Origin of the sequence: Sciscionella marina DSM 45152 (assembly GCF_000379465.1) — a bacterium.
GTDB lineage: Bacteria > Actinomycetota > Actinomycetes > Mycobacteriales > Pseudonocardiaceae > Sciscionella > Sciscionella marina.
On sequence record NZ_KB905436.1, the window covers coordinates 1 to 23,435 of the forward strand.

Sequence of the window (23,435 nt, forward strand, 5' to 3'; positions counted from 1 at the left end):
TAGGGAACTTGACACCGTCACCGGCCTAGGGAATCAACCGCGGCGGCGACAGGCGTCTGAACCGGGCCCTGCACATCGCCGTCCTCACCCGCATGACACACGACCCACAAACCCGCGCCTACATCGAGCGACGACGAGCCGAGGGCCGCACCACCAAAGAGATCCGTCGTTGTTTGAAGCGCTACCTCGCCCACCAGATCTACCGGATCCTCAACTCCGCCGAACCAGCCATCAGCCCGGCTTGACGAACATAGAAGGATCCCTAGACACCGACGACGATCCCGACCAAATCGCCGCGGGCATCACCGAACGCGGCGGCCACGAACTCCACCCCGACTGGGGCCCGCTCCCATGGCGCATCTACACCGACCCCTCAGGCAACGAACTGTGCGTACTGCCCGCCCGCTCTTAACACGCACCCCCGTGCCAGGAAAGCGCAAGGCCCTCGACCTGCGACAACACACTTTGCCCCACCGGAGTCCACATCAACCGACTCGCATACGCCACCGACAAGCCCACAATCCGAGGGGCCAAGCCCGGCACGCGACAACACGCCGAGCCATACCGACCGTAACGAGCCCGGACAAATAGCCACCACCACGAAATCACCGTCGGTAGCCAGTCCAGGCAAGCCGGTCTACGCCACCCACTGTCCACTCCGGACCAGCGCCAGCACACCAGTGAAAATTGAGCACCCACGGAGCACCACGCGGCCGTTCACACCAGCAAAGATGATCACGAAAACGGAGAAGTACCAGGACAAACCTGGTGCAAACGAGTGGGCCGCCTGGGGCTCGAACCCAGAACCTACGGATTAAAAGTCCGCAGCTCTACCAATTGAGCTAACGGCCCGTGATCGGGAGTCTATCGGGTGACGGCGAGCCGCCCGGGGGTGGGTGCGTGCGGCGTGCCGGTCACTTGGTGAGCAGGCCTTCGACGAGGGCTCGCAGCCCTTGCAGGTAGGTGTCCTCGGCGCATAATGCGGGCCAGCATCCGGCAATCGCGGACAGTCGCGGCAGCTCGGGCTTGTCGAGTCGGCGGAACACGGTGTCGCGGTAGGCGGGCCGGTCGAGTTCGGCGCGCTTGCGGTCGGCGTTGGCGCGCACGAGGATTTCCCCGACGGTGTAGTACCAAATGCTGCGGTAGAGGTGCACGGCCTCGTCTGCGGGGCAGCCGTGTTCCATGGCGGCATCGACGATGGCCTCGACCATCCACAGTGCGGCGTCTCCGATGAGGTCGTCCGCGGTGAGCACTTCGACGAGCCATGGCCACCCGGCAAGGGCGTCGTGCATCACGGTGGCGGCGGCGAGAATCCGCTCCACGGGTTGGCGCGGCAGTTCGCGGCGCGGGATCCGGTCGGCGTAGTCGTCGAGCAGTGCGGCGAGCAGTTCTTCGCGGTCCCGAACGTGGTGGTAGAGCGTGGTCGGGGCGACTCCGGCGCGCGCGGCGAGCTTGCGCATGGTCAGCCGTTCCCAGCCTTCGTCGTCGATGAGCTCACGCGCCGCGCCCAGGATCTGGGCGCGGGAGGTGCGCGGTGGACGGCCGGTACGGCCCCGCTCCGGTGCTGCCGCGTCTTTCATCATCACAGTCCCATCATCGCAGTCCCATCATCGCAGTCCCATCATCACAGTCCCATCATCACAGCCACCGGCTCGACAAGCGTGCCCGTGCGATGCTAGTTTTCGAACATGTTCGAAAACTCGATGGACCTCTTCGATTCGGTGATCCAGCTGCACGGGGACGGGCTGCTCACCGCGACCGACCGTCGCGCGGATCCGGGGATGTGGACGGTGGGTGCCTTTCACGCCGCGAACGACGAGGCGGTGCACGCCGATGTCTGGGAGCGGCATCCGAGCGCGTACGAGCTGCTCTATGTCACCAGGGGCGCGGTCCGGGTGCACCTGCGCGAGGGCGGCGAACCGGTGCCGGTCGGGGCGGGGAACTGTTATGTGGTACCGAAAAACACCTGGCACCGGCTCACCGTGGTGGAACCGGCCGATCTGCTCACCATCTGCCCGCGGGCCGAGACGCAGCACGAGCGCATCACGGACTGACGGCGGTATCCGGGGAGCTCGCGCTCCGTTCGGGAGGGCTTTCGGCCTGGTCATCACCCGCACAACGAGATCGGCATTCCGGTCGAACTGGATGTCGGCGATCGGCCTGGTTCGCCCGTCGACGCGCGGTGACCGGCACTGCTCGGTTAGAGTCCCCGCATGGGTCAGCCGATGCAGTATCAGCAGCAGCAGCAACAACAGCAGTACCAGCAGCCGCAGTTCCCGATCCCTATCTCGACGATGAACGATATGCCCGGGTTCCGGGTGGTTCGGGTGTTCGGCGAGGTGTTCGGGCTGACGGTGCGCAGCCGGAACATGTTCTCCAACATGGGGTCCGGCTTCAAGTCGATGGCCGGTGGGGAGCTCAAGGGGCTTTCGAAGCTGCTCTCCGATTCGCGCTATGAGGCGCTGGGCCGAATGTGCCAGGAAGCGATGAGCTACGGCGCGAACGCCGTACTCGCGATGCGGTTCGACTGCAATGAGATCGGCGGGGCGGCGAGTGAGATCGCCGCCTACGGAACGGCGGTCTACCTGGTCGCGGACGGTTCCCAGCAGTAGATCGGCAGCAGTAGCCTAGCAGCACGCGCGGAGACCGCAACCCGGTCTCCGCGCTATCTGCGGCCGAGGCGCAGTTTCGGCAGCCACCGCCGGGTCTTGGGCAGCGCGCCCGCCACGGCGTCCTCGAGCAGTGCTCCGACGGTCTCGTTCGTGCAGGCCCGGTTGGTGCCGATGCCACCGGAGGGACCGCGTTTGATCCAGCCGACGACGTAGCTGCCGGGAACCCCTTCGACGCGCCCCTGAGCATTCGGCACGATGCCGCGGTCTTCCTCGAACGGCAGGCCGGGCAGTGCGGTCCCCCGGTAGCCGACGGCACGGACGACTCGCCCGGCCGCGATCTCGGTTTCCTCGTCCGCACCGGTGACCCGCACGGCGCGAACCTGGGTGTCGCCGAGGAATGCGACGGGCGCGGAGTGGAAGCGCAGCACGATGCGGCGCCTCTCGTACGGCGGCGGCGCGGACCAGTCGACGGTCTCCCGCCGCAATCCCTTGAGCAGTCCGGCTTTGTCGGCCTCCCCCGCCTGCTCGATGGCCCGCGCCACCTCGGAATCGTGCTCGTCCACGATCAGCTCGACGGTGTCCTGCTGGGCGAGCGCGCGCAGTTCGGGCATGGTGTAGGCGGCGTCCTCGGGTCCGCGCCTGCCGAGCAGCACGACCTCGCGGACCTTGCTGGAGCGCAGCTGGGCAAGGGCGTGCGGCGCGATCGTCGTGTCCGCAAGGGTTTCCGGATCGGCGGTGAGGATCCGGGCCACGTCGAGGGCGACGTTACCGTTGCCGATCACCACGATCCGCTCGGCGGAGAGGTCGACGGCGTCGGCGCGGACATCGGGATGGCCGTTGTACCAGGCGACGGCGGTGGTCGCGGCGAGGCTGCCGGGCAGTTCCTCGCCGGGAAGACCGGTGCTGCGCGCGGCGGAGGCCCCGACCGCGTAGATCACCGCGTCGTGCCGCGCGGACAGTTCCTCCGCGCTCACATCCACGCCCACCTCGCAACCGAGCCGCAGGCGCAGCCGCGGATGGTTGTGGAACCGCGCGAAGGTGTGCTGGATCTTCTTGGTGGACGGGTGATCGGGCGCGACGCCGTACCGCACGAGCCCACCGGTGTCCCGCAGCCGGTCCACCAGGGTGACCCGGGAACTGGTGTGCAGCAACAGATCCTCGACCGCGTACATTCCGGCGGGACCCGCGCCGACCACCGCGACGTCCAGTGCGGCGAAGTCGCTCGGCAGCACCCGGTCGAAGGTGGGCGGTGCCCACTCATGGAAGTTCGGCTTCGGATCGGCCTTGGCCGTGACCGGTTCCTGCTCGGCGTAGTAGGCGGCGTTCACCTCGGCGTAGGGCCGCAGTGCCTCGCTGAGCTGGTCCACCGGAAAGATCGCGTCGACCGGGCAGGCATCGGCGCAGGCGCCGCAGTCGATGCAGGCCTGCGGGTCCACGTACAGCATGTCCGTGCTGCCGAAGTCCGGCTCGTCCGGAGTGGGGTGGATACAGTTGACCGGGCAGACCGACACGCAGGACGCGTCGTTGCAGCAGGTCTGGGTGATGGCGAACGGCATTGGCTCAGATGAGGTTGGCGCGCTTGTAGAACCAGGTCGAGGCCTTGGTGAGCAGCCCGGCGGAGTCCAGGAACTCCATCAGCCCGGCGCAGCTCGACCGCAGCATCGACTTGTGCTGTTCATTGGCCTTCGCCTCGCGGACCGCCCGCTTGGTGTCGAGTCCGGCGTTCGCGTACACCTTCTTGTTCACCATGCTGCCGACGATGCAGTAGGAGGCGATGGCCACCACGACGCCGTTGATCTGGCGGCGCACCCAGCTCGCGCCCTCGAGACGTTCCTTGGTCTCCTCCCGGGCAAACTTCATGTGCCGGGATTCCTCGACGACGTGAATGTTGTTGACCGTGCGCACGAACGGCACCACCCGCTCATCGCGCATCCAGTCCCGCTGCATGACATCGAGGACTTCCTCGGCGACCAGGATCGCGGCGTAGGCGGCCTCCCCGAAGGCCAGTGTCTTGAACGCCCTGCCGAGTTCGACCACGATCCGGGTCGGGCGGTAAGCGGGCGCGCGTAGTTTCGCCGCTCCCCTGGCGAACATGATCGAGTGGCGGCATTCGTCGGCGATCTCGGTGAGCGCCCACTGGAAGGCCGGATCGGTCGGGTCCTTCGCGTAGAAGTCGCGCAGGATCATCTGCTGCAGGATCATCTCGAACCAGATGCCGGTGCTGGCCACCGAGGCCGCTTCCTGGCGGGTGAGCTCGCGCTTCTGGTCCTCGGTCATCTCGTTCCAGTAGGCGGTGCCGTACAGGGTGCTCCATTCCGGACTCGCACCGTGGTAGTCGGTGTCCAGCGGCGTCTCCCAGTCGACCTCGGTGTTCGGGTCGAAGGAGAGCGCCTCGGAGGAGTCGAGCAGGCGGCGCGCGATCTCCTCCCGCTCGGCCGGCTCGGTCGCGGAGCTGGTGCTGCTGGTCATGAGCCCTCCTTAGGAGAGGCGCTGGTAGGTCATGGTGTTACCAACGGTAACACATACCTCCGCAAGCACCGGAACGTGACGCCCGCCACGCCGGAGTCGCCGGTACTAACCTGGAACCAGTTGCAAATCACCACAGGGAGTACCGATGGCCGAACATGTCACATTCCAGCACGGACAGGCATTCCTCGCCGCGATCGCGGAACGCTGGAACTACCAGATCCTGCGCGAGGTGTTCTTCGGCGTGCACCGCTTCGGCGAGCTCAAGCGCACGCTCGGGATCTCGGCGAACATCCTCACCGCACGGCTGACCGACCTGACCGAGCTGGGCATGCTGGACAAACGCGCCTACCGGGAGGACAAGCCCTGGTACGAGTACCGGCTCACCGAGGCGGCCCGGGAGCTGGTGATCCCCGCCGTCGTCGCGGTCACCCGCTGGGCGGAGACCAGGGCGAGTGGTCAGGGTCCGAACAACCGGGCACTGCTGCACACCAGCTGCGGCAACCGCACGGAGCCGTACCTCGCCTGCGACAGCTGCCACGAACCCATCGAGGCGACCACGCTGGTTCCGCTGGTAGCAAATTGACACTAGTTGTGAGAAGCTACTAGTAGGTCGACGAAGGAGTGACAATGACCGACTGGTGTGCGGATACGACGACGGAACTGATCCCGACCTCGCTCGGGCTGATCAATGTGCGGCACGGGGGCCGCGCGGACGGCCCGGCCATGGTGTGCTGGCCGAGCCTGATGATGGACGGGACGATGTGGCGCTATCAGTACGAGCACTTCGCCCCGAGCCATCGCATGGTGCTCATCGACAGCCCCGGCCACGGTGAGTCCGAGGCCCTGCGCAAGCTCATCGATCTCAAGGACTGCGCCGATGCACTGGTGACCGTCCTGGACGCGCTGGGCATCGAGAAGTGCGTGCTGGTGGGCAACAGCTGGGGCGGCATGCTCGCGGGCGTGTTCCCCGCCTACTACCCGGAACGGACCGCGGCGGCCATCGGGATCAACTGCACCGCCTCGCTGCCGACGATGTTCGAGAGCGTGTGGGCGACCGTGCTCGCCGGTTATCTCTCGCTGCACGCGCGGATGCCCCGGATCGCCGCGCGCGCCGCCCGTGCCGCGTTCGGCGGACCCACCGCGGAGGCGAGCAATCCGGAATTCCTGAAGTTCACCCGGTTCGTGCTGCGTGATGATCCGAAATCCGTTTCCTGGGCACTGCGCAGCATCCTGATCGGGCGCAAGGACGAACACCGCAGGCTGGCGAGCATCCCCGCGGACATCCCGGTGCTCATCATCGCGGGCGAGGAGGACAGTCAGTTCCCGGTTCCCGCGGTCCGGAAAATGGCCGACGCCATTCCGGACGGCACCTTCCGGCTGCTCCCGCACACCGCGCACCTGGCCGCACGGGAGAATCCGCGCGCGGTGAACGCGGAGATCGACACTTTCCTGGCCACCATCGGAACGGAGCACTGAGCATGCACGCCGCGGAAACACCGGACTGGGTCCGGCAGTTCATGGATGAGATCGACACCCTGGAATTCGGTGAGGGATTCGCGAACCTGACCGAGGAGACCGAGATGTTCTTCGGCACCGCGCACATCGTGGGTGCCGAAGCCATCAAGGCATTCTTCGTGAAGATCGACGAACCACTCGATGTCGCCCACGAGGTGCTCGAATTCTGGACCACCGGGGAGGACACCTGCTTCCTGCGCGGGGAAGCCCGGATGGCCAAGAAAACCGAACCGGACACCGTCGTGCAGGCGCCGTTCATGCACCTGTTCACCTTCGACGACGGCGAACCCCGGCGCATCCGGACATTGCGGATCACGGCGGGCCCACTGCGCACCGATGCCGTGCTCTAGAAATCGTGCGCGGCGGCGTGTTCCCGGTCCGGGGCGATGCGGCGCAGATGCACCCTGCGGGTCAGCCGGATCAGCGGGCGGATGAGCATCTCGATACTGCCGATCGCGAACAGCCAGGTGCCCGCACGGGTGGTGGTTCCGGAAAGGAACAGGAAACTGCCCACCAGAAACCAGATCCCGATCAGGATGTCGTTGACGATGCTCGCGACCTCGTAGCGCTGCCGGATCACCAGTTCGTCGTGTCCGAAATGCACCACGATCGGCCGTTCGCCTGCGGATGAAGCCATGTCCCGGAAGTTATCGCGCGCCGGATCAGGCCACCGGATCGGCCGCACAGCGGAAACCGAGGTTGCCGCTGGAACTGTCCGGGGTGTTCGCGGTGCGCGCCGCCACCCGGTACCGGTTGCAGTAGGACTCGTGGCACAGATAGGAACCACCGCGCATCGTGCGGGCGCCGCGGCTGTCGTCGAACCAGTCGGCGCACCATTCCCAGACGTTGCCGGAGGTGTTGTAGAGGCCGTAACCGTTGGGGGAGAACGCATCCACCGGGGCGGTGCCGCGGTACCCGTCCTCGCCGGTGTCCCGGACCGGGAACTTGCCCTGCCAGATATTGCACCGGTGTTCCCCGCCCGGGGTCAGCTCGTCACCCCAGGGATACCTGGCCTGGCTCAGCCCGCCGCGCGCCGCGTACTCCCATTCGGTCTCGGTGGGCAGCCGCCGGCCCGCCCAGGCACAGTAGGCCTGGGCGTCCTGCCAGGAGATGTGCACCACCGGGTGGTCCCAGCGGCCGTCGAGTTCGCTGCCCGGCCCCTCCGGGTACCGCCAGTACGCCCCGGCGACCCCGCACCACCACGGTGTCTGCTCCGGCCGCGGGGATTCCTTGCGCAGCGCCCCGGGCAGGAACCGGGCGAACACATAGCTCCAGCCGAACCGCTCCGCCTCCGTGCGGTACCCGCTCGCGTCCACGAACTCGGCGAACCGCGCATTGGTCACGCAGGAGGGCTCGATCGCGAACGCCGCCACCGATACCTCGCACACCGGTCCCTCGGCGTCGTCCGGAAAGCCGTCGGTGTCCTCGGTGCCCATCAGAAAGGTGCCGCCGGGCAGCGTGATGAGTTCGCCCCCGGAACCGCCGCCGGCGACGGGGACCGCCTCGGTTTCCCTGGCACCCGAGGCTCGGGACGGCGGGCAGCAATCCGACATGGCACCTCCTGCGGCGATCGACCGGTTCCATCCTGCCATTGAGTCTCAGGCAACCGATCCTGCCCGATATCGGGCAGGAAACTTGTCCCGGCGCCCGTATCGGTGTCAAGCTTCGCCGATGTGAGCAGCTGGACGTCCCCGGAGCTGGTGCGCCATCTCGTCGCCTCGACCGGACTACCCGCGTCGGTCGCGGAACGTGTCCTCGCGGACGTGATCGGTTATTTCGGTGAGACGGCCGAGGAATACGTGCGGCGCAGGCACACCGAACTCAAACGCCGCGGCAGGCGCAATCCGGAGATCTGGCCCCGCCTCGCGGCCGAGATGGCGGGGCGCCCGTTCACCGCGCCCGCGCTGAGCGAACGCCAGCTGCGCCGGATCGTCTACGGCTGAACCGCCTAGGGAGAGGGAGCACGGGAACATGTGCGGAATCGTCGGCTACATCGGATTTCGCGAGGCCACTCCACTGCTGCTGGAGGGTCTGCGGCGGCTGGAGTACCGCGGCTACGACTCGGCGGGCCTCGCGGTACTCGGGCGTCGGGGCAGACCGCGGATCGCGAAGGTGGCCGGACGGGTGGCGGATCTGCGCGATGCCGTGGACCCGGCCAAGACCGGCGGCACCGGGATCGCGCACACCCGCTGGGCGACCCACGGCGAGGCCACCGACGCGAACGCGCATCCGCACACCGATCCCGGCAGGCGGATCGCGGTGGTGCACAACGGCATCTTCGAGAACGCGGAGTCCCTGCGTGCCCAGCTCACCGCGGAAGGAGCGGTGTTCGCCTCGGAGACCGACACCGAGGTGCTGACCCACCTGATCGCCGCGGCACTCGACGCGGGGGCGAGCTCGCTCGAGGACGCGGTCCGCACGGCGCTGCGGCCGGTCGAAGGCGCCTACGGCATCGCGGTACTCGACGGACAGCGCCCGGACGAGCTCGTGGTGGCCCGCCAGGGCAGCCCGCTGGTGCTCGGGGTCGGCGAGAAGGAGATGTTCATCGCCTCCGATGTGGCCGCGCTCGTCCGGCACACCCAGCGCGCGGTTTTCCTCGACGACGGGGAGCTGGCCACGGTGAACGCCGATGGCTACCGCACCTCGACCCTGGACGCGCGGCCGACGGACAAGCAACCGGTCACTGTGGGCGTCGTGGAGCAGGACTATCAGCTCGGCGAGTTCCCGGACTTCATGCGCAAGGAGATCGCCGAGCAGCCGGACGCGGTCACCCGGGCGCTGCGCGGTCGCCTCGATGAACGTTTCGCCACGGTGCGCCTGGACGGGACCGGACTGGACGCGCGCGATCTCCGTTCGATCCGGCGGGTGAAGTTCCTCGGCTGCGGATCCGCCTACTACGCGGGCGAACTCGGCGCCGAACTGGTCGAGGAACTGGCCAGGATTCCCGCGGACGCCGAACCCGCATCGGAATTCCGGTACCGCAATCCGGTCGTGGAGTCGGAAACCCTCTACATCGCGGTGAGTCAGTCCGGCGAGACCCTGGACACGCTCGCCGCCGTCGAAGAGCTCAACCGCAAAGGTGGCCGGGTCATCGGCGCGGTCAACGGCGTCGGCAGCGCGATCGCGCGGGCCTGCGGGGCCGGTCTGCTGCTGCACGCCGGGCCGGAGGTCTCCGTCGCCTCCACCAAGGCGGTCACCAACATGTCGGTCTCGTTCGCCATGCTCGCGCTGTTGCTCGGCCGGGTACGCGACCTCTCCACCGCGAACGGCCAGCGCATCGTCACCGCGCTGCGCTCGCTTCCCGAACAGATCGAGGAGATTCTGCGCGCCGAACAGGAGACCGCCGAGACCGCGCGGCGGTACGCGGATGCGCGGAACATGTTCTTCATCGGGCGCACCCGCTGCTGGCCGACCGCCCGCGAGGGAGCCCAGAAGCTCAAGGAGATCTCCTATGTGCACGCCGAGGCCTACCACGCGGCCGAGCTCAAACACGGGCCACTGGCGCTGATCGACGAATCCATGCCCAGTGTCGTGCTGGCCCCGGACGACGAACTCCTCGCCAAGAACATCAGCGCGATGGAACAGATCAAGGCCCGCGGCGGTCCGATCATCGCGGTCACCAACACCGCGCTGCCGCACGGGCTCGCCGATACCGTCATCCGGATACCGCACAACTCACCGGAGCTCGACCCGATTCTGCTCAGTGTTCCGCTGCAGCTGTTCGCCTACCATGTCGCGTCCACTTTGGACCGGGATATCGACAAACCGAGAAATCTCGCGAAAAGTGTCACGGTCGAATGAGTGTCAGTTCGGCGGAGTACGCCCAGAGCCGGTCCGCGGCGGTCGGATCGAGCGCGTAGGAGCACACCCCGCGCAGCGTTCCGTCCTCCGGCGCCGGTTCGGCGATCTCGCAGTCCTCGCAGTACACCCCGCCGATACCGCCCAGTCGCGGCGCGGTGGCCGCCCAGACCTGGGTCGCCGCGCCCTGTTCCGGTGTCTTGAAATCCGGGTCCACCACGGTGCCCTCGGCGTCCACCCAGCCGCGCTCGATCATCTCGGCCCGGCTGAGGTGGCGCTGCAGCCCGGTCAGGATCGGGCCGGGATGCACGGCGAACGCCCGGATCCCGTGCTCGGCGCCGATCGCGTCGAAACGCACCGCGCACAGGATGTTCGCGGTCTTGGCCTGTCCGTAGGCAAGCGTACGGTCATAGCCGGTGGTGAACTGCGGATCCGCCCAGCGGATGTCGGAGAAGTGGTGGGCCAGCGAGGAAACCAGCACCACCCGCGATCCCCCGCCCCTGGCCAGCGCGGGCCAGAGTAGCCTGAACAAAGCGAAATGGCCGAGGTGGTTCACCGCGAACTGGGCCTCCCATCCCGGGCCGACGCGGATTTCCGGGCACTCCATCATTCCCGCACTGCCGATGGCGATGTCGATCCCGCGCCCCTGCGCCAGGAAACCTTCGGCGAACGCGCGAACACCGCGCTGCTCGGCGAGATCCAGCTCGGCGATCTCGACCCGGTCGAGCCCGGCCAAGGCCCGCCGCGCCTGTTCCGGGCGGCGCGCCGGAACCAGCACCGTGGCACCCGCCTCGTGCAGCGCGCGGGTCGTGGCGAGCCCGATACCCGAATAGCCGCCCGTGACGAGGGCGAGCCGACCGGAAAGATCCTGCCCGCGCAACACATCCGCCGCGGTGCTGCGGTAACCGAATCCCGAACCGATCGGCCGTTGTCTCGTCGTCATACCCGCACGCTAGGGGCAGGAGCGCCCTCCAGGTCAACTTTGCGGTTTCAGCAACAGAACTTGCTCGTTCTCCGTCCGCGCTCGCACGGTGGCCGTGGAGGTGGTCGAGGTGACCGGAGAGCTGAACAACAGCTATGACGTGGTGGTGATCGGCGGCGGGGCCGCGGGTCTGAACGGTGCCCTGATGCTGGCGCGGGCCCGGCGTTCGGTGCTGGTGGTCGATGCGGGCACACCGCGCAATGCGCCAGCGGCGGGAGTGCACGGGCTACTCGGCCTGGACGGGACCCCGCCCGCGGAACTGCTCGCCCGCGGCCGGGAGGAAGTGCGCGGCTACGGCGGCCAGGTGACAACCGGCGAGGTGTCCACGGTGTCCATGGTGTCCACAACGGACAGTGGGTTCGCGGTGACGCTCACCGACGGCCGCCGGGCACGGGCGCGACGGCTGCTGGTGACCACCGGACTGGTCGACGAACTCCCCGAGGTGACCGGGCTGCGGGAACGATGGGGCCGGGATGTGCTGCACTGCCCGTACTGTCACGGCTGGGAGGTACGCGACCGGACGATCGGAATCCTCGGCGGACCGATGGGCATGCACCAGGCCCTGTTGCTGCGCCAGTGGAGTTCCGAGGTCACCCTGTTCACCCACACCATGCCCGAGCCGGACGCGGAACAGGCCGAACGCCTTGCCGCGCGCGGGATCGAGGTGGTACCCGGCCGGGTTCGCGCGCTCGAGGTGCACGAGGACCGGCTCACCGGGATACGCCTCGAGGACGGCACCGTGATCGATCGTGAGGCGCTGGTGGTCGGTCCGCAAATGGTGGCGCGCGCCGGATTCCTCCGCGGACTCGGGTTGCACCCGGTGGAACACCCTTCGGGGGCGGGCGAGCACATCGTCACCGATGCGAGCGGGCGCACCGAGGTGCCGGGCGTCTGGGCCGCGGGCAATGCCACCGAGCTGATGGCGCAGGTGGGGGCGGCCGCGGCGGCCGGCGCCGGAGCGGGCGCACAGATCAACGCCGACCTGATCAGCGAGGACACCGAGCGCGAGCTGCGGGTCTACCGGGATCCGTTCTCGGCCGAATCCGAATCGCGGCTGTGCGCGCAGGTGATGGGCGACCGCAGGCACGGGATGTGAGCTGGGTCAAGTTTTCGTGTATATCTCAAACTATAGTTATAAGCTCTAACTACAGAAAGAGCTCATAACTATGGAGGATGGCATGACGAACGAGGTACACGTGGTGCTCGGTGCGGGTCCGGCGGGAACGGCACTGGCCACCGAGCTCGCCGGACGTGGGCACCGGGTACGACTCGGCGCCCGCACCCATCGGGGCGCGCCGATCACGGGCGTGCAGCGGGTGACCGTGGACGTGTCCGATCGCGAGCAGCTGCGCGCGGCGGCGGCCGGGGCGGCCGTGCTGTACCACTGCGTGAACGTGCCCTATCAGGACCAGGTCGCCCTGATGCCCGGGATCCAGGAGGCGATCCTGGATGCGGCGAGCGAGGCCGGGGCGCGGCTGGTGGTGCTGGACACGCTCTACCCGTACGGAGACACGCACGGCGCCCCGATGACCGAGCGGACCCCGATGACCGCCACCACCGCGAAGGGCCGGATGCGCGCCGAACTGGATCGCGTCTACCTCGCCGCGCACGAACAGGGGCGGGTTTCCGTGGCACTGGGCAGGGCCGCGGACTTCTTCGGGCCGGGAGTGCTCAACTCCACCCTCGGCGGAGGTGTGTTCCCCGGGGCGATCACCGGCGGCGAGATCGTCGCACTCGGGGACATCGAGCTGCCGCACAGCTACAGCTTCATCGAGGATGTGGCCACCGGACTGGCCACCCTCGGCGAGAATCCGCACGGGGACGGGCTGGTGTGGCATCTGCCCGCCGCGCCCGCCGTCTCGACCAGGGAGATACTGGACCGCATCGGCACACTGCTCGGCACCGAACTCGAACCGACCGTGCTCGCCGAACCGCGCCCCGCGGGCCCGTTCGACGCGACCCTGATGACCGAGTACGCCGAGCTGTTCTACCAGAACACGACGAGCCAGATCATGGTCACCGACGCGTTCACCGAGGCCTTCGGGGTCACCGCGACCCCGCTCAGCACGGCCCTGGAACGCACCGTCGACTGGTACCGCGGGTTCCTGTCCTGAGGTCCACGGCGCTCGGCCAGTTCTGCCACGCCCCCGAGGCCAGAGTCCGGATCACCCTGCCTACTTCAGGTTGAGATTCCGGGTTTCCGGTGCCATGGCGACCGTGGTGAGGGTGCCGATCAGCAGGATCGCGGTCAGGCACAGCATCGAGGTGCCGAACCCGATCCCGGAGATCGCGATCGGCAGCAGGAAGGTGCCCGCGGCGGAACCGAGCCTGCTCGCGCCGTTGAGCAGACCGACCCCGGAACCGCGCAGCTCGGTGGGGAACAGCTCGGGCGGATAGACCTGGTCCAGGTTCGAGGAGGCGGACATGACGAAGGTGAAGATCAGGAACAGCCCGAAGATGAGCGGGATCGGCCCGTCCGGCCACAGCGAGATCACCCCGAGGCTGGCGGTGAGCACCACGAAGGACCAGATGAGCAGCCTGCGCCTGGACAGTTTCGCGACCAGCCACAGCCCGCCGATCCCGCCGGCCAGCAGGAAGAGGTTCAGCAGGGCGTTGCCGAAGAATTCGTCCTCCCCGAAGCCGACCTTGACCAGCATGATGGGCAGGAAAGTGTAGATCGCGAAGTACGGGATGACCTGGCAGTTGTAGAAGACGATGCCGAACACGGTCTTCTTGAGGTGCGCGCGGCCGAACAGTTCCCGGTATCCGCCCGCGTTCTCGTTCGGTTCCGCGGCGATCGCCTCGATGTCCACGCCCTTGCCGATGTACTTGGCGATGATCGCGCGCGCCTCGTCGATGCGGCCCTTGCTGATCAGCCAGCGCGGGGATTCCGGGGTGCCGATCCGCAGCACCAGCACGAGCACCGCGGGCACCGCGCCGGTCATGAGCAGCCAGCGCCAGGCATCCGGGCCAAGGTTCACCAGATAGTTCCCGAGGAAATACGCGGCGACATAGCCGACGGTCCACAGCACGGTCAGCGAGGCGAGCATGCCGCCGCGGTGTTTGCGCGGCACGAATTCCGCGACCAGTGTCGGCCCGAGCGCGTAGTCCGCACCGATCCCGATCCCGATCAGCAGCCGGAGCACGAACAGTTCCACCGGCCCGGTCACGAAGAACTGCAGCACCGAGGCGATCGCGATCAGCAGGAAATCCAGCAGATACAGCAGCTGGCGTCCGATCCGGTCACCGAGCCAGCCGAGCGCGATGCTCCCGGCGAAGATCCCGATCAGCGCCGAGGCGCCGAGCAGTCCCTGCCAGGCGGCGCCGAGATGCATCTGCGGGGCGATGGCCGCGAGCGCGATCCCGATCGTGCCGAGGTGATAGCCGTCGGAGAAGTTCGCGCCGAAGGTCAGCGCGGTGATCTTGAGGTGGAACCGGTTCAGCGGCACATCGTCGAAACCGGTACTCGTCTGGCTATCGCTCGGTGAAGATTTCTTGCTCGGCAGCATAACGGTCAAAGCCTTCCAATCGTTGCCGTGCGCGCGGGCCCGCGGCGTCGGCGATGGTCTCCAGGAGCGCGACCGAGAGCGAGACGATCGCGGCATGCGAGTCGAACACGAGTTCCGAGCCGACGCCCGCGTGCAGCACATCCCCGGCGTGCTCGGTGATCGCCGAGACCGGTTCGTCGGTGATCAGCACAATGCGCATGCCCAGCTCTCCGGCGAACCGCATCGCGGCCGCGGTTTCCCGTGGATAGCGAGGCATCGCGAAGAACACCGCCTCGCTCGCCCCCGCGGCGCGCGCGTGCCCGAGCTGGTCGAGCAGCACGGTGCCGCCATTGGTGAGCACCCGGACATCGGGGTGGATCTTGGCGGCCAGGTATCCGAACAGGCCTGCAACGTGCGCGGAGACCCGGAGCCCGGACACCACGAGCGGAACCGAGGCGTACAGCCGTTCGGCGATCCCGGCCAGGCGCTCCTGCCCGGCGAGTTCGGTGTGCAGCGTCTCCAGCCGCGCGATGTCCTCGCGCACCCCGAGCTGCAGCTTGTTGCCCTCCTCGGCCGGTTCGGCCGCCTCGAGGAACCCGCGCATCGCGCGCCGGAACTGCGGGAACCCCTCGAAGCCGAGTAGGGAGACGAACCTGGTCACCGAGGGCTGGCTGACCCCGGCCCGCTCGGCGAGCTCGCCACTGGTGAGTGCCGCCGCCTCGCCGATGTTCGCGAGCAGGTACTGCGCGATCCGCCGCTGCGCCGGGGTCAGCGTCCGGCCCGCGAGCAGTTCGTGCAGCGCCCGCGACGGTGTCGAGGCGCCCGTTCGCGGCTGCCGGGACACCGCCATGGTCATCACCCTTGATTCGTGCCGAAGAATGTGTTTCATTCAAAATGCTTAATGAATGGAAACTTGTCAAGAAGGAGGTTGCCGTGGACGACCCGCAGGCAGGACCGGGCGCGGACGACTTCCCGACCTCGGCGACCCGGATCACCCTGAATGGACTCGGCATGCGCTGCGCGGACGTGGTGCGCATCGCCCGCTCGCAGGCCTCGGTCGAGCTGGCCGAGGACGCGATCGACCGGGCCCGCGAGGCCAGCGAGATCGCCGAGCGGACCGGGGCGGAACGCGCGGTCTACGGGCGGACCACCGGCGTCGGGGCGAACCGCGATCACATCGTGGACAGCGGTTCCGCCGTCGAGCACGGGCTGCGCCTGCTGCGCAGTCACGCCGGGGGAACCGGCGAACCGCGCAGCCCCGAATCGGTGCGCGCCTGCATGGCGATCCGGCTCAACCAGCTGGCCGCGGGCGGCAGCGGGGTGCACCCCAGGGTGCTGCGCGCCCTGTCCAGCGCGCTCGGGGTCGGGGCGCTGCCCACGGTGCACACCCGCGGGGCCATCGGCACCGGAGACCTCACCGCGCTCGCCGAGATCGGGCTGACCCTGGCAGGCGAAAATCCGTGGTCGATCGGGGGCATCCCGCCGATCGTGATCAATCCCGGCGACGCGCTCGCGTTCATCAGCAGCAATGCGGCCACCCTCGCCTCGGTCACCCTCGCCTGGCACGACCTGCGCAGGCTGCTGCGGGCCAGCCATGTGGTGACCGCGCTGTCCTTCCTCGCGCTCGGCGGCTCCCCGGAGGCCTACGCGGCCGAGGTGCACGCCGCGCGCCCGCATCCCGGTTCGGTCGAATGCGCGGCCGCCATGCGCCGGGTACTCGGCCTCGATGAGCACCCGGTCAGCGGGCGGCGGCTGCAGGACCCGTTCGGGCTGCGTGCCTTCCCGCAGGTGCAGGGTCCTGCGCTGGAGGCGATCGACGCGCTGGAATCGGTGCTGGCCATCGACATCAACGCCGCGGCCGAGAACCCGCTCATCTCCAGGGAAACCGGAACCGTGTTCCACCATGGGCACTTCTCCACCGCGCATCTGGCCCTCGCACTGGACCGGGTGCGCGCCGCGCTGCACCATGTCGCCGAACTCTCCGCGACCCGGCTCGGCGATCTGGTCGAACCCGAGCAGACCGGGCTACCCGCTTTCCTGGCGAGCGGGCCATCGGGCAGTTCCGGGATCATGATCCTGGAGTACGTCACCCACGACGCACTCGCCGAACTGCGGCACGCCGCCGCCCCGGTCACCCTCGGCACCGCGGTGATCTCCCGCGGTCTCGAGGACCACGCCAGTTTCACCACCGAGGCCGCGCGCAGCACGACGACCGCGATCGACGCCTATCGCACGATGCTCGCCTGCGAACTGCTCGCCGCGGTGCGCGCCCTGTGGCTGGCCGATGCCCAGCTGCCCGATGTCCCAGCGGGGCGCGCCTATGCAATGGCCCGCGACACGATCGCCCTCACCGCGCCCGATCACCAGCTCACCGGTGAGATCGCGCGCGCGAGCACGGTCATCGACCGGCTCGCCGACTACTGAAAGGCAGGCAATGTTCGCGAACGAGATCTCCTCGGTGGCGCTCGGGGAGAAACCGGTGACGATCACGGAATTCGTGGCGGTGGCCCGGTATCATGCCCGGGTCGAGTTCACCGAGTCCTATGTGGACATAGTGCGCGCTTCCCGGGCGCTCATCGAACGGTTCCTCGCGGAGAACCGGTTGATCTACGGGGTGACGACCGGGTTCGGGGACAATTTCACCGAGGTGATCGCTCCCGGGGACGCCGCGGAACTGCAGGCGAACATCGTGCGCTCGCACGCGGTCTCGGTCGGTGAACCACTGTCCGGGGAAGTGGTGCGGGCGATCTGGCTGATGGAACTGATCGGGCTCGGCAAGGGGTATTCCGGGACCGGGCCGGACACCCTGGAGCTGATCCGCACCCTGCTCAACGCGGACGTGATCCCGTACGTTCCCGGTGAGGGCTCGGTGGGTTATCTCGGCCCCGAGGCACACATGGCGCTGTTGCTGATCGGCGAGGGAAGGGCGTGGCTCGGTGGGGAACTGCTGGACGGCGCCGAGGTGCTGCGCCGGGTGGGTGCGCGGCCGATCCGGTTCGGCTGCAAGGAAGGACTGAGCCTGACCAACGGAACCCATTCGGTGACCGCGATCGGTGTGCTCGCCGCGCACGATGCGAGCCTCGCCGGACAGACCGCGGACATCGCCGCCGGGCTGAGCCTGCAGGCACTCAAGGGCACGGTTCGCGCGCTCGATCCCCGGCTGCACGCGGTGAAACGGCATCCGGAACAGGCCGGTGTCGCGGCCAATCTGCGCCGGATCACCGAGAACAGCCCGCTGAGCGAGGAATTCCTGGACTACCGCCTGCAGGACACCTACAGCCTGCGTGGCATCCCGCAGATGCACGGCGGCGCGAAACGGGCGCTGAACCAGGCCTGGACCGTGGTCGAGGAGGAACTGGACTCGGTCGGGGACAACCCGATCATCGTGCCCGAGGACGGGGACGGCATCGCGCTCATGGGCGCGAACTTCGACAGCACCTATGTCGGTATCCAGTCCGATGCCATGGCGAATGCGCTGACCGTGCTCGCGAAGATCGCCGAACGGCGAACCGACCGGATGGTCAACAGCAACTTCAGCGAACTGCCCGCCTTCCTCGCCCCGAATCCCGGGCTGCACAACGGGTTCATGATCGCCCAGTACACCTCGGCCGCGCTGAGCATGGACCTGCAGGGGATGGCCGGTCCCGCATCCGCGCGCACCGTGCCGACCTCGGCCAACCAGGAGGACCCGGTCAGCAACGCCTATTCCGCGGCGCTCACCGCCTACCGCGCGGCCGGGAAACTCGGCTATATCCTCGCGATCGAGCTGCTGTGCGCGGCGCAGGCCTTCGACCTGCTCGCCCCGCGCAGGCCCTCTCCGGTCAGCGAGGCGGTCAAGGAACTGATCCGCTCCGCGGCCCCCGAGGTCACCGGGGACCGGGCGTTCCACGGGGACATCGAGGCGATCCGGGAATTCGTGCGCCACGGCAAGGTGTTGCGCACCGTGGAGGCGCGGACCGGCCCGCTGGAATGCTGAGCACCCGGCGCACGATGTTCGCGGCGACGTGGCGGTCCCGGTAAGCGTGCACCGGCGCCGTTCACCAGCTCAGCCAGCTCGACCGTGACCCGGCCACCGGCACCCGGTCCCGCAGGAACCGCACTCCCAGCGGTATCAGGACAACGCAGAGCGTGCCTGCCCCGACCAGGTCCGCCACCTCGCTCTCCTTGAGCACCCCACCCCAGATGGTCCAGGTGTAGAACCACAACAACACCCGCGCCGTGCCGAGAATCCCGGTGTTCCAGGCGGCGAGGCCGAGCAGCAGCGCTCCGGGGTACTGCAGGAAATGCGCCAGGGTAGCCAGATTCCATGGACCGTACGAGATGTCGACGTAGTGCTGCGCGATGGTGTTCGTCGCCGCATCCAGCCCCTGGGCGCGCACGAGCATGAATGCGGTGTGATCCACCCCGGCACGGTAGAAGCGGGCGGCGAAGCTGAACATCATCATCGCCACACCGAGCACCGCGAACCACGCCACCCACCCCGACCGCGAGGCGATCGGGCGGCCGAGCGCGTTCACGGCGGGCATCAGCAGCAATGCGGCGAGAGCGAACACCGCGAACGCCGCGACCACGAATCCCGGATCGGCGGCATACGCGGCCAGCTCCTTGGGGAATGCGAAGGTCTGCCGATCGAACCAGGCCAATCGGGCATCGCCGAATCCGGCGGCATAGGGGACCAGATAACGCAACAACAACCCGGTGAACCAGACCAGCGGGGCGATCAGCAGCGCCACACCGCCGATCAGTCGTGCGGGCCGAGACAAGACGATTCCCATTCGCCTGCTTCCTGTACTAGTCGCGGTTGAGAGGTCCGGTCGACCGATCGTTCCCGGATACGTTTTCCCGCTCGACCAGCTTTCCCATCCGGTGCTTGACGAACAGTCCGATCGCCAGCCCGCTGAGCACCACGAGAATCAGTCCGAGATAGGAGAACCGGGACAGCCACGTCTCGGCCACCATTCCCACGTAATAGAGCAGATATGCCGTTCCGCTCGCCCAGACGATTCCGCCGAGGGCATTGGCGGCGAGAAAACGCAGGTAGGGCATCCGCAACGACCCGGCCAACGGACCGGCGAAGATACGCAGAACCAGGATGAAACGGCCGAAGAACACCGCCCACACACCGTATTTGGTGAAGATCCGCTCAGCGAAGGCCACGTGCTTCGGCCCGAAATGTCTCGGGAATTTCCGTCCCAGCCAGCCGAAAAGCGTTCCGCCGTACCGATGCCCGATCGCGAATCCGATCGAATCCCCGATGATCGCCCCTGCGCTGCCGCATATCGCTATCCACAGCGGGGATACCGCCAGCTCGTGACGGGAGGACAGCAGCGCCGCAGAAACCAGCGTGATCTCGCCCGGAATGGGGATTCCGAGGCTTTCGATCATGATGATCACCCCGACGATGACATAAACCGCCACCGGCGGGATCGCCTGCAACAGCTGCTCGACCACGGCAGTGTCCTTTCGACCGGTCCGGAAGTGCCCCAGGCTAGGCGGCTGATGTGCCGCGGCACATCAGCCGAAAGGAAGTGGCCATCCACCCCGAAAGTCAGGGGTACGAGGTGCCCATCGGCGCTGAACCACGTGGCACGGCCCCATGGACCTTGCTGTCTACCGTGGAACCGCTGCTCCTGTGGCACGATGAACCGGTGAGACGCGCACGGGTGGTGTTCGACATTGCGCTGGCATTGTTGGCAGCCGGGGCCGTGCTGATCGAACAGCTCTTCTGGGCGCGCGCCGGATTCGCCCTCCCCACGGCATCGCTGACGGCCGTTTCGGTATCGACCGCGTGCGGCGTACTGCTGACCCGGCGAGCGCGGCAGCTGGCCACCGGCCCCGCGCTGGCCGCGGTGTTGCTCCTGGCCACGGAACAGACCGGCGGTCCACGCCTGTTGTGTACGGTGACCGCGGTGTGCGCCTTCCTCGCCTGGCGGGCCAGTACCGGTGGATCGCGTCCGGTCACCCCCGCCTGGTTCCTCGGCGCCGCGCTCAGCGCGGCACTGGTGGCGATGGTGGTCGCCATGGACCCGGCCGCCGCGCTTTCCCCACTGATCATCACGGTCTTGTTCGCCATGCTGCCGTTCGCGGCCGGCCGGTCTTACGCGCAACAACGTGCCCTGGTCACGGCCAACGCCGAGCGGGTGCGCCAGCTCGAGCACGAACAAGAGATGATCGCCGAACAGAGCCGGTTGCGTGAACGGGCGCGCCTGGCCGCCGATATGCACGACTCGCTCGGCCACGAACTCAGCCTGATAGCACTGCGCGCGGGTGCGCTCCAGTTGACTCCGGGGCTCACCCCTCCCGTCGCCGCCGCGGTCGCGGAACTGCGGACCGGAATCGCCACGGCGACCGAGCATCTCGCCGAATCGATCACGCTGCTGCGCACCGGGGAAGACCGCGGGCGCGACGCGGAACCCATCACCGGTCTCGTCGACCGGGCACGCGCCGCGGGCATGAGCATCACCCTCACCACGACCGGCCCTGCCCCGCGCGCCGCGACCGCGGACACCGTTCACCGAGTCGTCCAAGAAGGCCTGACCAATGCCGCCAAACACGCCCCGGGCGCGCCGGTCACCGTCGTCGTCGACCACGGGAGGACCAGCCTGACCGTCGAGGTGCGCAACGGCCCGCCCGGTGCACGAGCTCATGCCCCTTCGTCGACGGGACACGGCCTCTCCGCGCTGACCGCGCGGATACATGGGATCGGCGGGCGGCTGGACGCGGGCCACACCGCGGGCGGATTCACGCTGACGGCCCACCTTCCCGCGAATGACACGACAGCGGAGGAGCGGACGTGATAAGCATCCTGCTCGCCGACGACGAGGCGATGATCCGCGCCGGTATCGCCGCGATCCTGGCCCACGATCCCCGGCTGGAGGTGATCGCGGAAAGCGAGGACGGGCATCAGGCCGTCGAGGCCGCGCAGAACCGGCGCCCCGACGTCGCCCTGCTCGACATCCGCATGCCCGGTCTCGACGGGCTGGCCGCCACGGCGGAGATCACCCGCACCGTGCCGGAAACCGCGGTCGTCATCCTCACGACCTTCGGCGAGGAAGCCAACATACTGGCGGCCCTCGGCGCGGGAGCACACGGATTCCTGCTGAAATCCGGCGATCCCCACGAATTGCTCACTGGAGTGCACGCCGTCGCCGAGGGCGCGAGTTACCTGTCCCCGCCTATCGCCCATCGTCTGATCACCCACCTCGGGCCGCACCGCCTCGCCAGGACCGCGGCCGCCCGCTCTGCGCTGGATTCCCTCACCGCCCGCGAACGCGCCGTGCTCGGCCTGCTGGCAGCCGGACACTCCAACGCGCAGATCGCGGACCGGCTCCATCTCGCCGAAGGAACCGTCAAAGCGCACGTCAGCACCATCCTCACCCGCCTCGATGCCGACAACCGGGTTCAGGCGGCCCTCATCGCCTACGACGCCGGGCTCGTGGACAGCTCGCACCCGGGCACCGGCGACGATCACTGATCCCGGCCGACAACTGCCGGCCCCCGCGTGACTTCAGACCTCGACGAGGATTTTCCCGCGTACCCCACCGGATTCCAGGCCGCGGTGCGCCTTCGCGATATCGGCGAGCGGATGCACCCGGTCCACCACCGGCACGATGATGCCGTTCTCGGCGAGCCGGGTCAGTTCGGCCAGATCCGCCTGATACGGGTTGCCGCTGAAGAACCGCACCCGCCGTTTGCCGAACGCCGTGGATCCCAGAATGTAGCCGATCGAGGGCAGGTGCCGCTCGGTATCGAACGTGATCGCGACCATCCGGCCACCCGGGAACCCCGCAGGTCGGTGCCGACGGTATCGAGGACCACGTCGAACTCGCCGAGCCCGGCCACCCCGGTCCTGCGGTAGTCGACGGCTTCCGCGGCGCCCAGCTCCCGGACGAGGTCGAGGTTGCACGCCCCGGCCAGCCCGGTCCCCCGCGCACTGGGCGCCGCGCCCAGCTGCACGGCGATACTGCCGACGCCACCGCTGGCCCCACGTACCAGCAACCGTTCCCCCGCGCGGAGTTTCGCCTTGTCCCGCAACACGGTGACCGCGGTCGTTCCGACGGGCAGGGCGGCCGCGCGCACCAGGTCCAGCTCGCGCGGGGCATGGGCAACGCGATTCGCGAGCACGGCGAGGAATTCCGCGGCACTGCCCATCGTGCGGCCGAGCACTCCCCATACCCGATCCCCGGGGGCAAACCCGGAAACCCCCGATCCCACCGCCGTGATCTCTCCGGTGAAGTCGATCCTGGTCCGTTTCGGAAACCCTCGTTCCCACAATCCGGTGAGGATCTTGATCCGGCCCGACCGCGCGTGCAGCTCACCGCCGTTCACGCTCATCGCGGCCACCCGTACCAGGACCTGCCCCGGTCCGGCCCCGGGTTTCGGCACGTTCCCCACCTAGAGCACATCCGGCGTCCCGTATTCGTCGTACAGTGCGGCGCGCATTCGCTTTCCCTTCCCATCGGTCGTTACGATCACGCTAACGCCGTAACCGGACGGCACCATCCACATAGCGCAGAGGTGAGAGAAGATGCCCGCCCAGCACTCTCAGATGACCCAGCACTCTCAGATGAC

General features: G+C 68.1%; 26 protein-coding genes, 1 tRNA gene and 1 pseudogene. 15 read left to right on the forward strand and 13 right to left on the reverse strand.

Going from position 1 to position 23,435, the window contains the following annotated elements; genetic code table 11:
- Window positions 1-32 precede the first annotated feature (32 nt).
- Window positions 33-245 (forward strand): annotated as a pseudogene (locus tag A37U_RS50635) (IS110 family transposase); the annotation flags it as partial.
- Window positions 242-412, forward strand: a complete 171-nt coding sequence (locus A37U_RS50640; protein ID WP_205623100.1) for a hypothetical protein — start codon at window positions 242-244, stop codon at window positions 410-412. The pseudogene A37U_RS50635 and the gene A37U_RS50640, both read left to right, overlap by 4 nt.
- Window positions 413-779: 367 nt before the next feature.
- Here the strand turns inward: A37U_RS50640 and A37U_RS0135970 are convergent.
- Window positions 780-852 (reverse strand) — tRNA-Lys (locus A37U_RS0135970).
- Window positions 853-914: 62 nt separating this feature from the next.
- Window positions 915-1,583 carry a TetR/AcrR family transcriptional regulator gene (locus A37U_RS0135975; protein WP_020501503.1) on the reverse strand — a complete coding sequence of 223 codons (669 nt, stop codon included), beginning with the start codon at window positions 1,581-1,583 and terminating at the stop codon, window positions 915-917.
- 105 nt (window positions 1,584-1,688) lie between these two features.
- On the opposite strand from A37U_RS0135975, the gene A37U_RS0135980 reads away from it, so the two are divergent.
- On the forward strand, window positions 1,689-2,054 hold the full coding sequence (locus tag A37U_RS0135980; RefSeq protein WP_020501504.1) for a cupin domain-containing protein: 366 nt from the start codon (window positions 1,689-1,691) through the stop codon (window positions 2,052-2,054).
- 159 nt (window positions 2,055-2,213) lie between these two features.
- Window positions 2,214-2,612, forward strand: coding sequence for a YbjQ family protein (locus A37U_RS0135985; RefSeq protein WP_020501505.1), 399 nt, complete (start codon window positions 2,214-2,216; stop codon window positions 2,610-2,612).
- A 53-nt stretch (window positions 2,613-2,665) separates the two neighbouring features.
- Here A37U_RS0135985 and A37U_RS0135990 read toward each other — a convergent pair whose 3' ends face one another.
- Window positions 2,666-4,168 carry an FAD-dependent oxidoreductase gene (locus tag A37U_RS0135990; RefSeq protein WP_020501506.1) on the reverse strand — a complete coding sequence of 501 codons (1,503 nt, stop codon included), beginning with the start codon at window positions 4,166-4,168 and terminating at the stop codon, window positions 2,666-2,668.
- A gap of 4 nt (window positions 4,169-4,172) precedes the next feature.
- Window positions 4,173-5,081 carry an AurF N-oxygenase family protein gene (locus A37U_RS0135995; protein WP_020501507.1) on the reverse strand — a complete coding sequence of 303 codons (909 nt, stop codon included), beginning with the start codon at window positions 5,079-5,081 and terminating at the stop codon, window positions 4,173-4,175.
- 145 nt (window positions 5,082-5,226) lie between these two features.
- Between A37U_RS0135995 and A37U_RS0136000 the strand changes: the two genes are divergently transcribed.
- The 3 genes from A37U_RS0136000 to A37U_RS0136010 are packed head-to-tail and all read left to right on the forward strand — an operon-like array spanning window position 5,227 to window position 6,946.
- Window positions 5,227-5,664, forward strand: a complete 438-nt coding sequence (locus A37U_RS0136000; RefSeq protein WP_020501508.1) for a winged helix-turn-helix transcriptional regulator — start codon at window positions 5,227-5,229, stop codon at window positions 5,662-5,664.
- A gap of 44 nt (window positions 5,665-5,708) precedes the next feature.
- Window positions 5,709-6,557 (forward strand): alpha/beta fold hydrolase, encoded by an 849-nt coding sequence (locus A37U_RS0136005; protein WP_020501509.1) that lies wholly within the window; start codon window positions 5,709-5,711, stop codon window positions 6,555-6,557.
- Window positions 6,558-6,559: 2 nt separating this feature from the next.
- Entirely contained in the window at window positions 6,560-6,946 is a 387-nt protein-coding gene (locus tag A37U_RS0136010) for a nuclear transport factor 2-like protein (protein ID WP_020501510.1), read from the forward strand.
- Here A37U_RS0136010 and A37U_RS0136015 read toward each other — a convergent pair.
- Window positions 6,943-7,233, reverse strand: a complete 291-nt coding sequence (locus A37U_RS0136015) for a YrhK family protein (protein WP_040589781.1) — start codon at window positions 7,231-7,233, stop codon at window positions 6,943-6,945. The genes A37U_RS0136010 and A37U_RS0136015 overlap by 4 nt on opposite strands.
- A 25-nt stretch (window positions 7,234-7,258) precedes the next feature.
- Window positions 7,259-8,149 carry a formylglycine-generating enzyme family protein gene (locus tag A37U_RS0136020; RefSeq protein ID WP_020501512.1) on the reverse strand — a complete coding sequence of 297 codons (891 nt, stop codon included), beginning with the start codon at window positions 8,147-8,149 and terminating at the stop codon, window positions 7,259-7,261.
- 120 nt (window positions 8,150-8,269) lie between these two features.
- Between A37U_RS0136020 and A37U_RS0136025 the strand changes: the two genes are divergently transcribed.
- Together A37U_RS0136025 and glmS are read left to right on the forward strand one after the other, a co-directional pair.
- Window positions 8,270-8,539 (forward strand): hypothetical protein, encoded by a 270-nt coding sequence (locus A37U_RS0136025; protein ID WP_026197980.1) that lies wholly within the window; start codon window positions 8,270-8,272, stop codon window positions 8,537-8,539.
- A gap of 28 nt (window positions 8,540-8,567) precedes the next feature.
- A complete protein-coding gene (gene glmS, locus A37U_RS0136030; protein ID WP_020501514.1) occupies window positions 8,568-10,397 on the forward strand; it encodes a glutamine--fructose-6-phosphate transaminase (isomerizing) in 1,830 nt (609 codons plus the stop codon).
- On the opposite strand, the gene A37U_RS0136035 is transcribed toward glmS, so the two are convergent.
- Entirely contained in the window at window positions 10,384-11,337 is a 954-nt protein-coding gene (locus A37U_RS0136035) for an SDR family NAD(P)-dependent oxidoreductase (RefSeq protein ID WP_020501515.1), read from the reverse strand. The two genes, glmS and A37U_RS0136035, sit on opposite strands and share 14 nt — an antisense overlap.
- Window positions 11,338-11,446: 109 nt before the next feature.
- On the opposite strand from A37U_RS0136035, the gene A37U_RS0136040 reads away from it, so the two are divergent.
- The gene (locus A37U_RS0136040) at window positions 11,447-12,472 is read left to right on the forward strand and encodes an NAD(P)/FAD-dependent oxidoreductase (RefSeq protein ID WP_240437791.1); all 1,026 of its coding nucleotides are present in this window, start codon (window positions 11,447-11,449) and stop codon (window positions 12,470-12,472) included.
- Between the two features lie 82 nt (window positions 12,473-12,554).
- Window positions 12,555-13,490, forward strand: coding sequence for an NAD-dependent epimerase/dehydratase family protein (locus A37U_RS0136045; protein ID WP_020501517.1), 936 nt, complete (start codon window positions 12,555-12,557; stop codon window positions 13,488-13,490).
- Window positions 13,491-13,550: 60 nt separating this feature from the next.
- On the opposite strand, the gene A37U_RS0136050 is transcribed toward A37U_RS0136045, so the two are convergent.
- Window positions 13,551-14,885, reverse strand: coding sequence for an MFS transporter (locus A37U_RS0136050; RefSeq protein ID WP_020501518.1), 1,335 nt, complete (start codon window positions 14,883-14,885; stop codon window positions 13,551-13,553).
- Window positions 14,851-15,753 carry a MurR/RpiR family transcriptional regulator gene (locus A37U_RS0136055; protein WP_240437792.1) on the reverse strand — a complete coding sequence of 301 codons (903 nt, stop codon included), beginning with the start codon at window positions 15,751-15,753 and terminating at the stop codon, window positions 14,851-14,853. Before A37U_RS0136055 ends, A37U_RS0136050 begins: the two co-directional genes overlap by 35 nt.
- A gap of 44 nt (window positions 15,754-15,797) precedes the next feature.
- Between A37U_RS0136055 and A37U_RS0136060 the strand changes: the two genes are divergently transcribed.
- The gene (locus A37U_RS0136060; RefSeq protein ID WP_020501520.1) at window positions 15,798-17,288 is read left to right on the forward strand and encodes an aromatic amino acid ammonia-lyase; all 1,491 of its coding nucleotides are present in this window, start codon (window positions 15,798-15,800) and stop codon (window positions 17,286-17,288) included.
- A gap of 10 nt (window positions 17,289-17,298) precedes the next feature.
- Window positions 17,299-18,840: an HAL/PAL/TAL family ammonia-lyase gene (locus A37U_RS0136065; protein ID WP_020501521.1), complete on the forward strand. Its 1,542-nt coding sequence runs from the start codon at window positions 17,299-17,301 to the stop codon at window positions 18,838-18,840.
- 61 nt (window positions 18,841-18,901) lie between these two features.
- Here A37U_RS0136065 and A37U_RS47100 read toward each other — a convergent pair whose 3' ends face one another.
- Both A37U_RS47100 and A37U_RS0136075 read right to left on the reverse strand, forming a co-directional pair.
- A complete protein-coding gene (locus A37U_RS47100) occupies window positions 18,902-19,639 on the reverse strand; it encodes a hypothetical protein (RefSeq protein WP_020501522.1) in 738 nt (245 codons plus the stop codon).
- 16 nt (window positions 19,640-19,655) lie between these two features.
- Window positions 19,656-20,315: a DedA family protein gene (locus A37U_RS0136075; RefSeq protein ID WP_020501523.1), complete on the reverse strand. Its 660-nt coding sequence runs from the start codon at window positions 20,313-20,315 to the stop codon at window positions 19,656-19,658.
- Window positions 20,316-20,512: 197 nt separating this feature from the next.
- Here A37U_RS0136075 and A37U_RS47105 point away from each other — a divergent pair, with 197 nt between their 5' ends.
- Together A37U_RS47105 and A37U_RS0136085 are read left to right on the forward strand one after the other, a co-directional pair.
- A complete protein-coding gene (locus A37U_RS47105) occupies window positions 20,513-21,661 on the forward strand; it encodes a sensor histidine kinase (RefSeq protein WP_157183255.1) in 1,149 nt (382 codons plus the stop codon).
- Window positions 21,658-22,338, forward strand: coding sequence for a response regulator (locus A37U_RS0136085; protein WP_020501525.1), 681 nt, complete (start codon window positions 21,658-21,660; stop codon window positions 22,336-22,338). The genes A37U_RS47105 and A37U_RS0136085 overlap by 4 nt, the downstream gene beginning before the upstream one ends.
- A gap of 33 nt (window positions 22,339-22,371) precedes the next feature.
- Here the strand turns inward: A37U_RS0136085 and A37U_RS54735 are convergent, their stop codons facing one another.
- Together A37U_RS54735 and A37U_RS47110 are read right to left on the reverse strand one after the other, a co-directional pair.
- A complete protein-coding gene (locus tag A37U_RS54735) occupies window positions 22,372-22,599 on the reverse strand; it encodes a zinc-binding dehydrogenase (protein WP_338055161.1) in 228 nt (75 codons plus the stop codon).
- A complete protein-coding gene (locus A37U_RS47110) occupies window positions 22,500-23,249 on the reverse strand; it encodes an alcohol dehydrogenase catalytic domain-containing protein (RefSeq protein ID WP_338055156.1) in 750 nt (249 codons plus the stop codon). Before A37U_RS47110 ends, A37U_RS54735 begins: the two co-directional genes overlap by 100 nt.
- Window positions 23,250-23,435 lie beyond the last annotated feature (186 nt).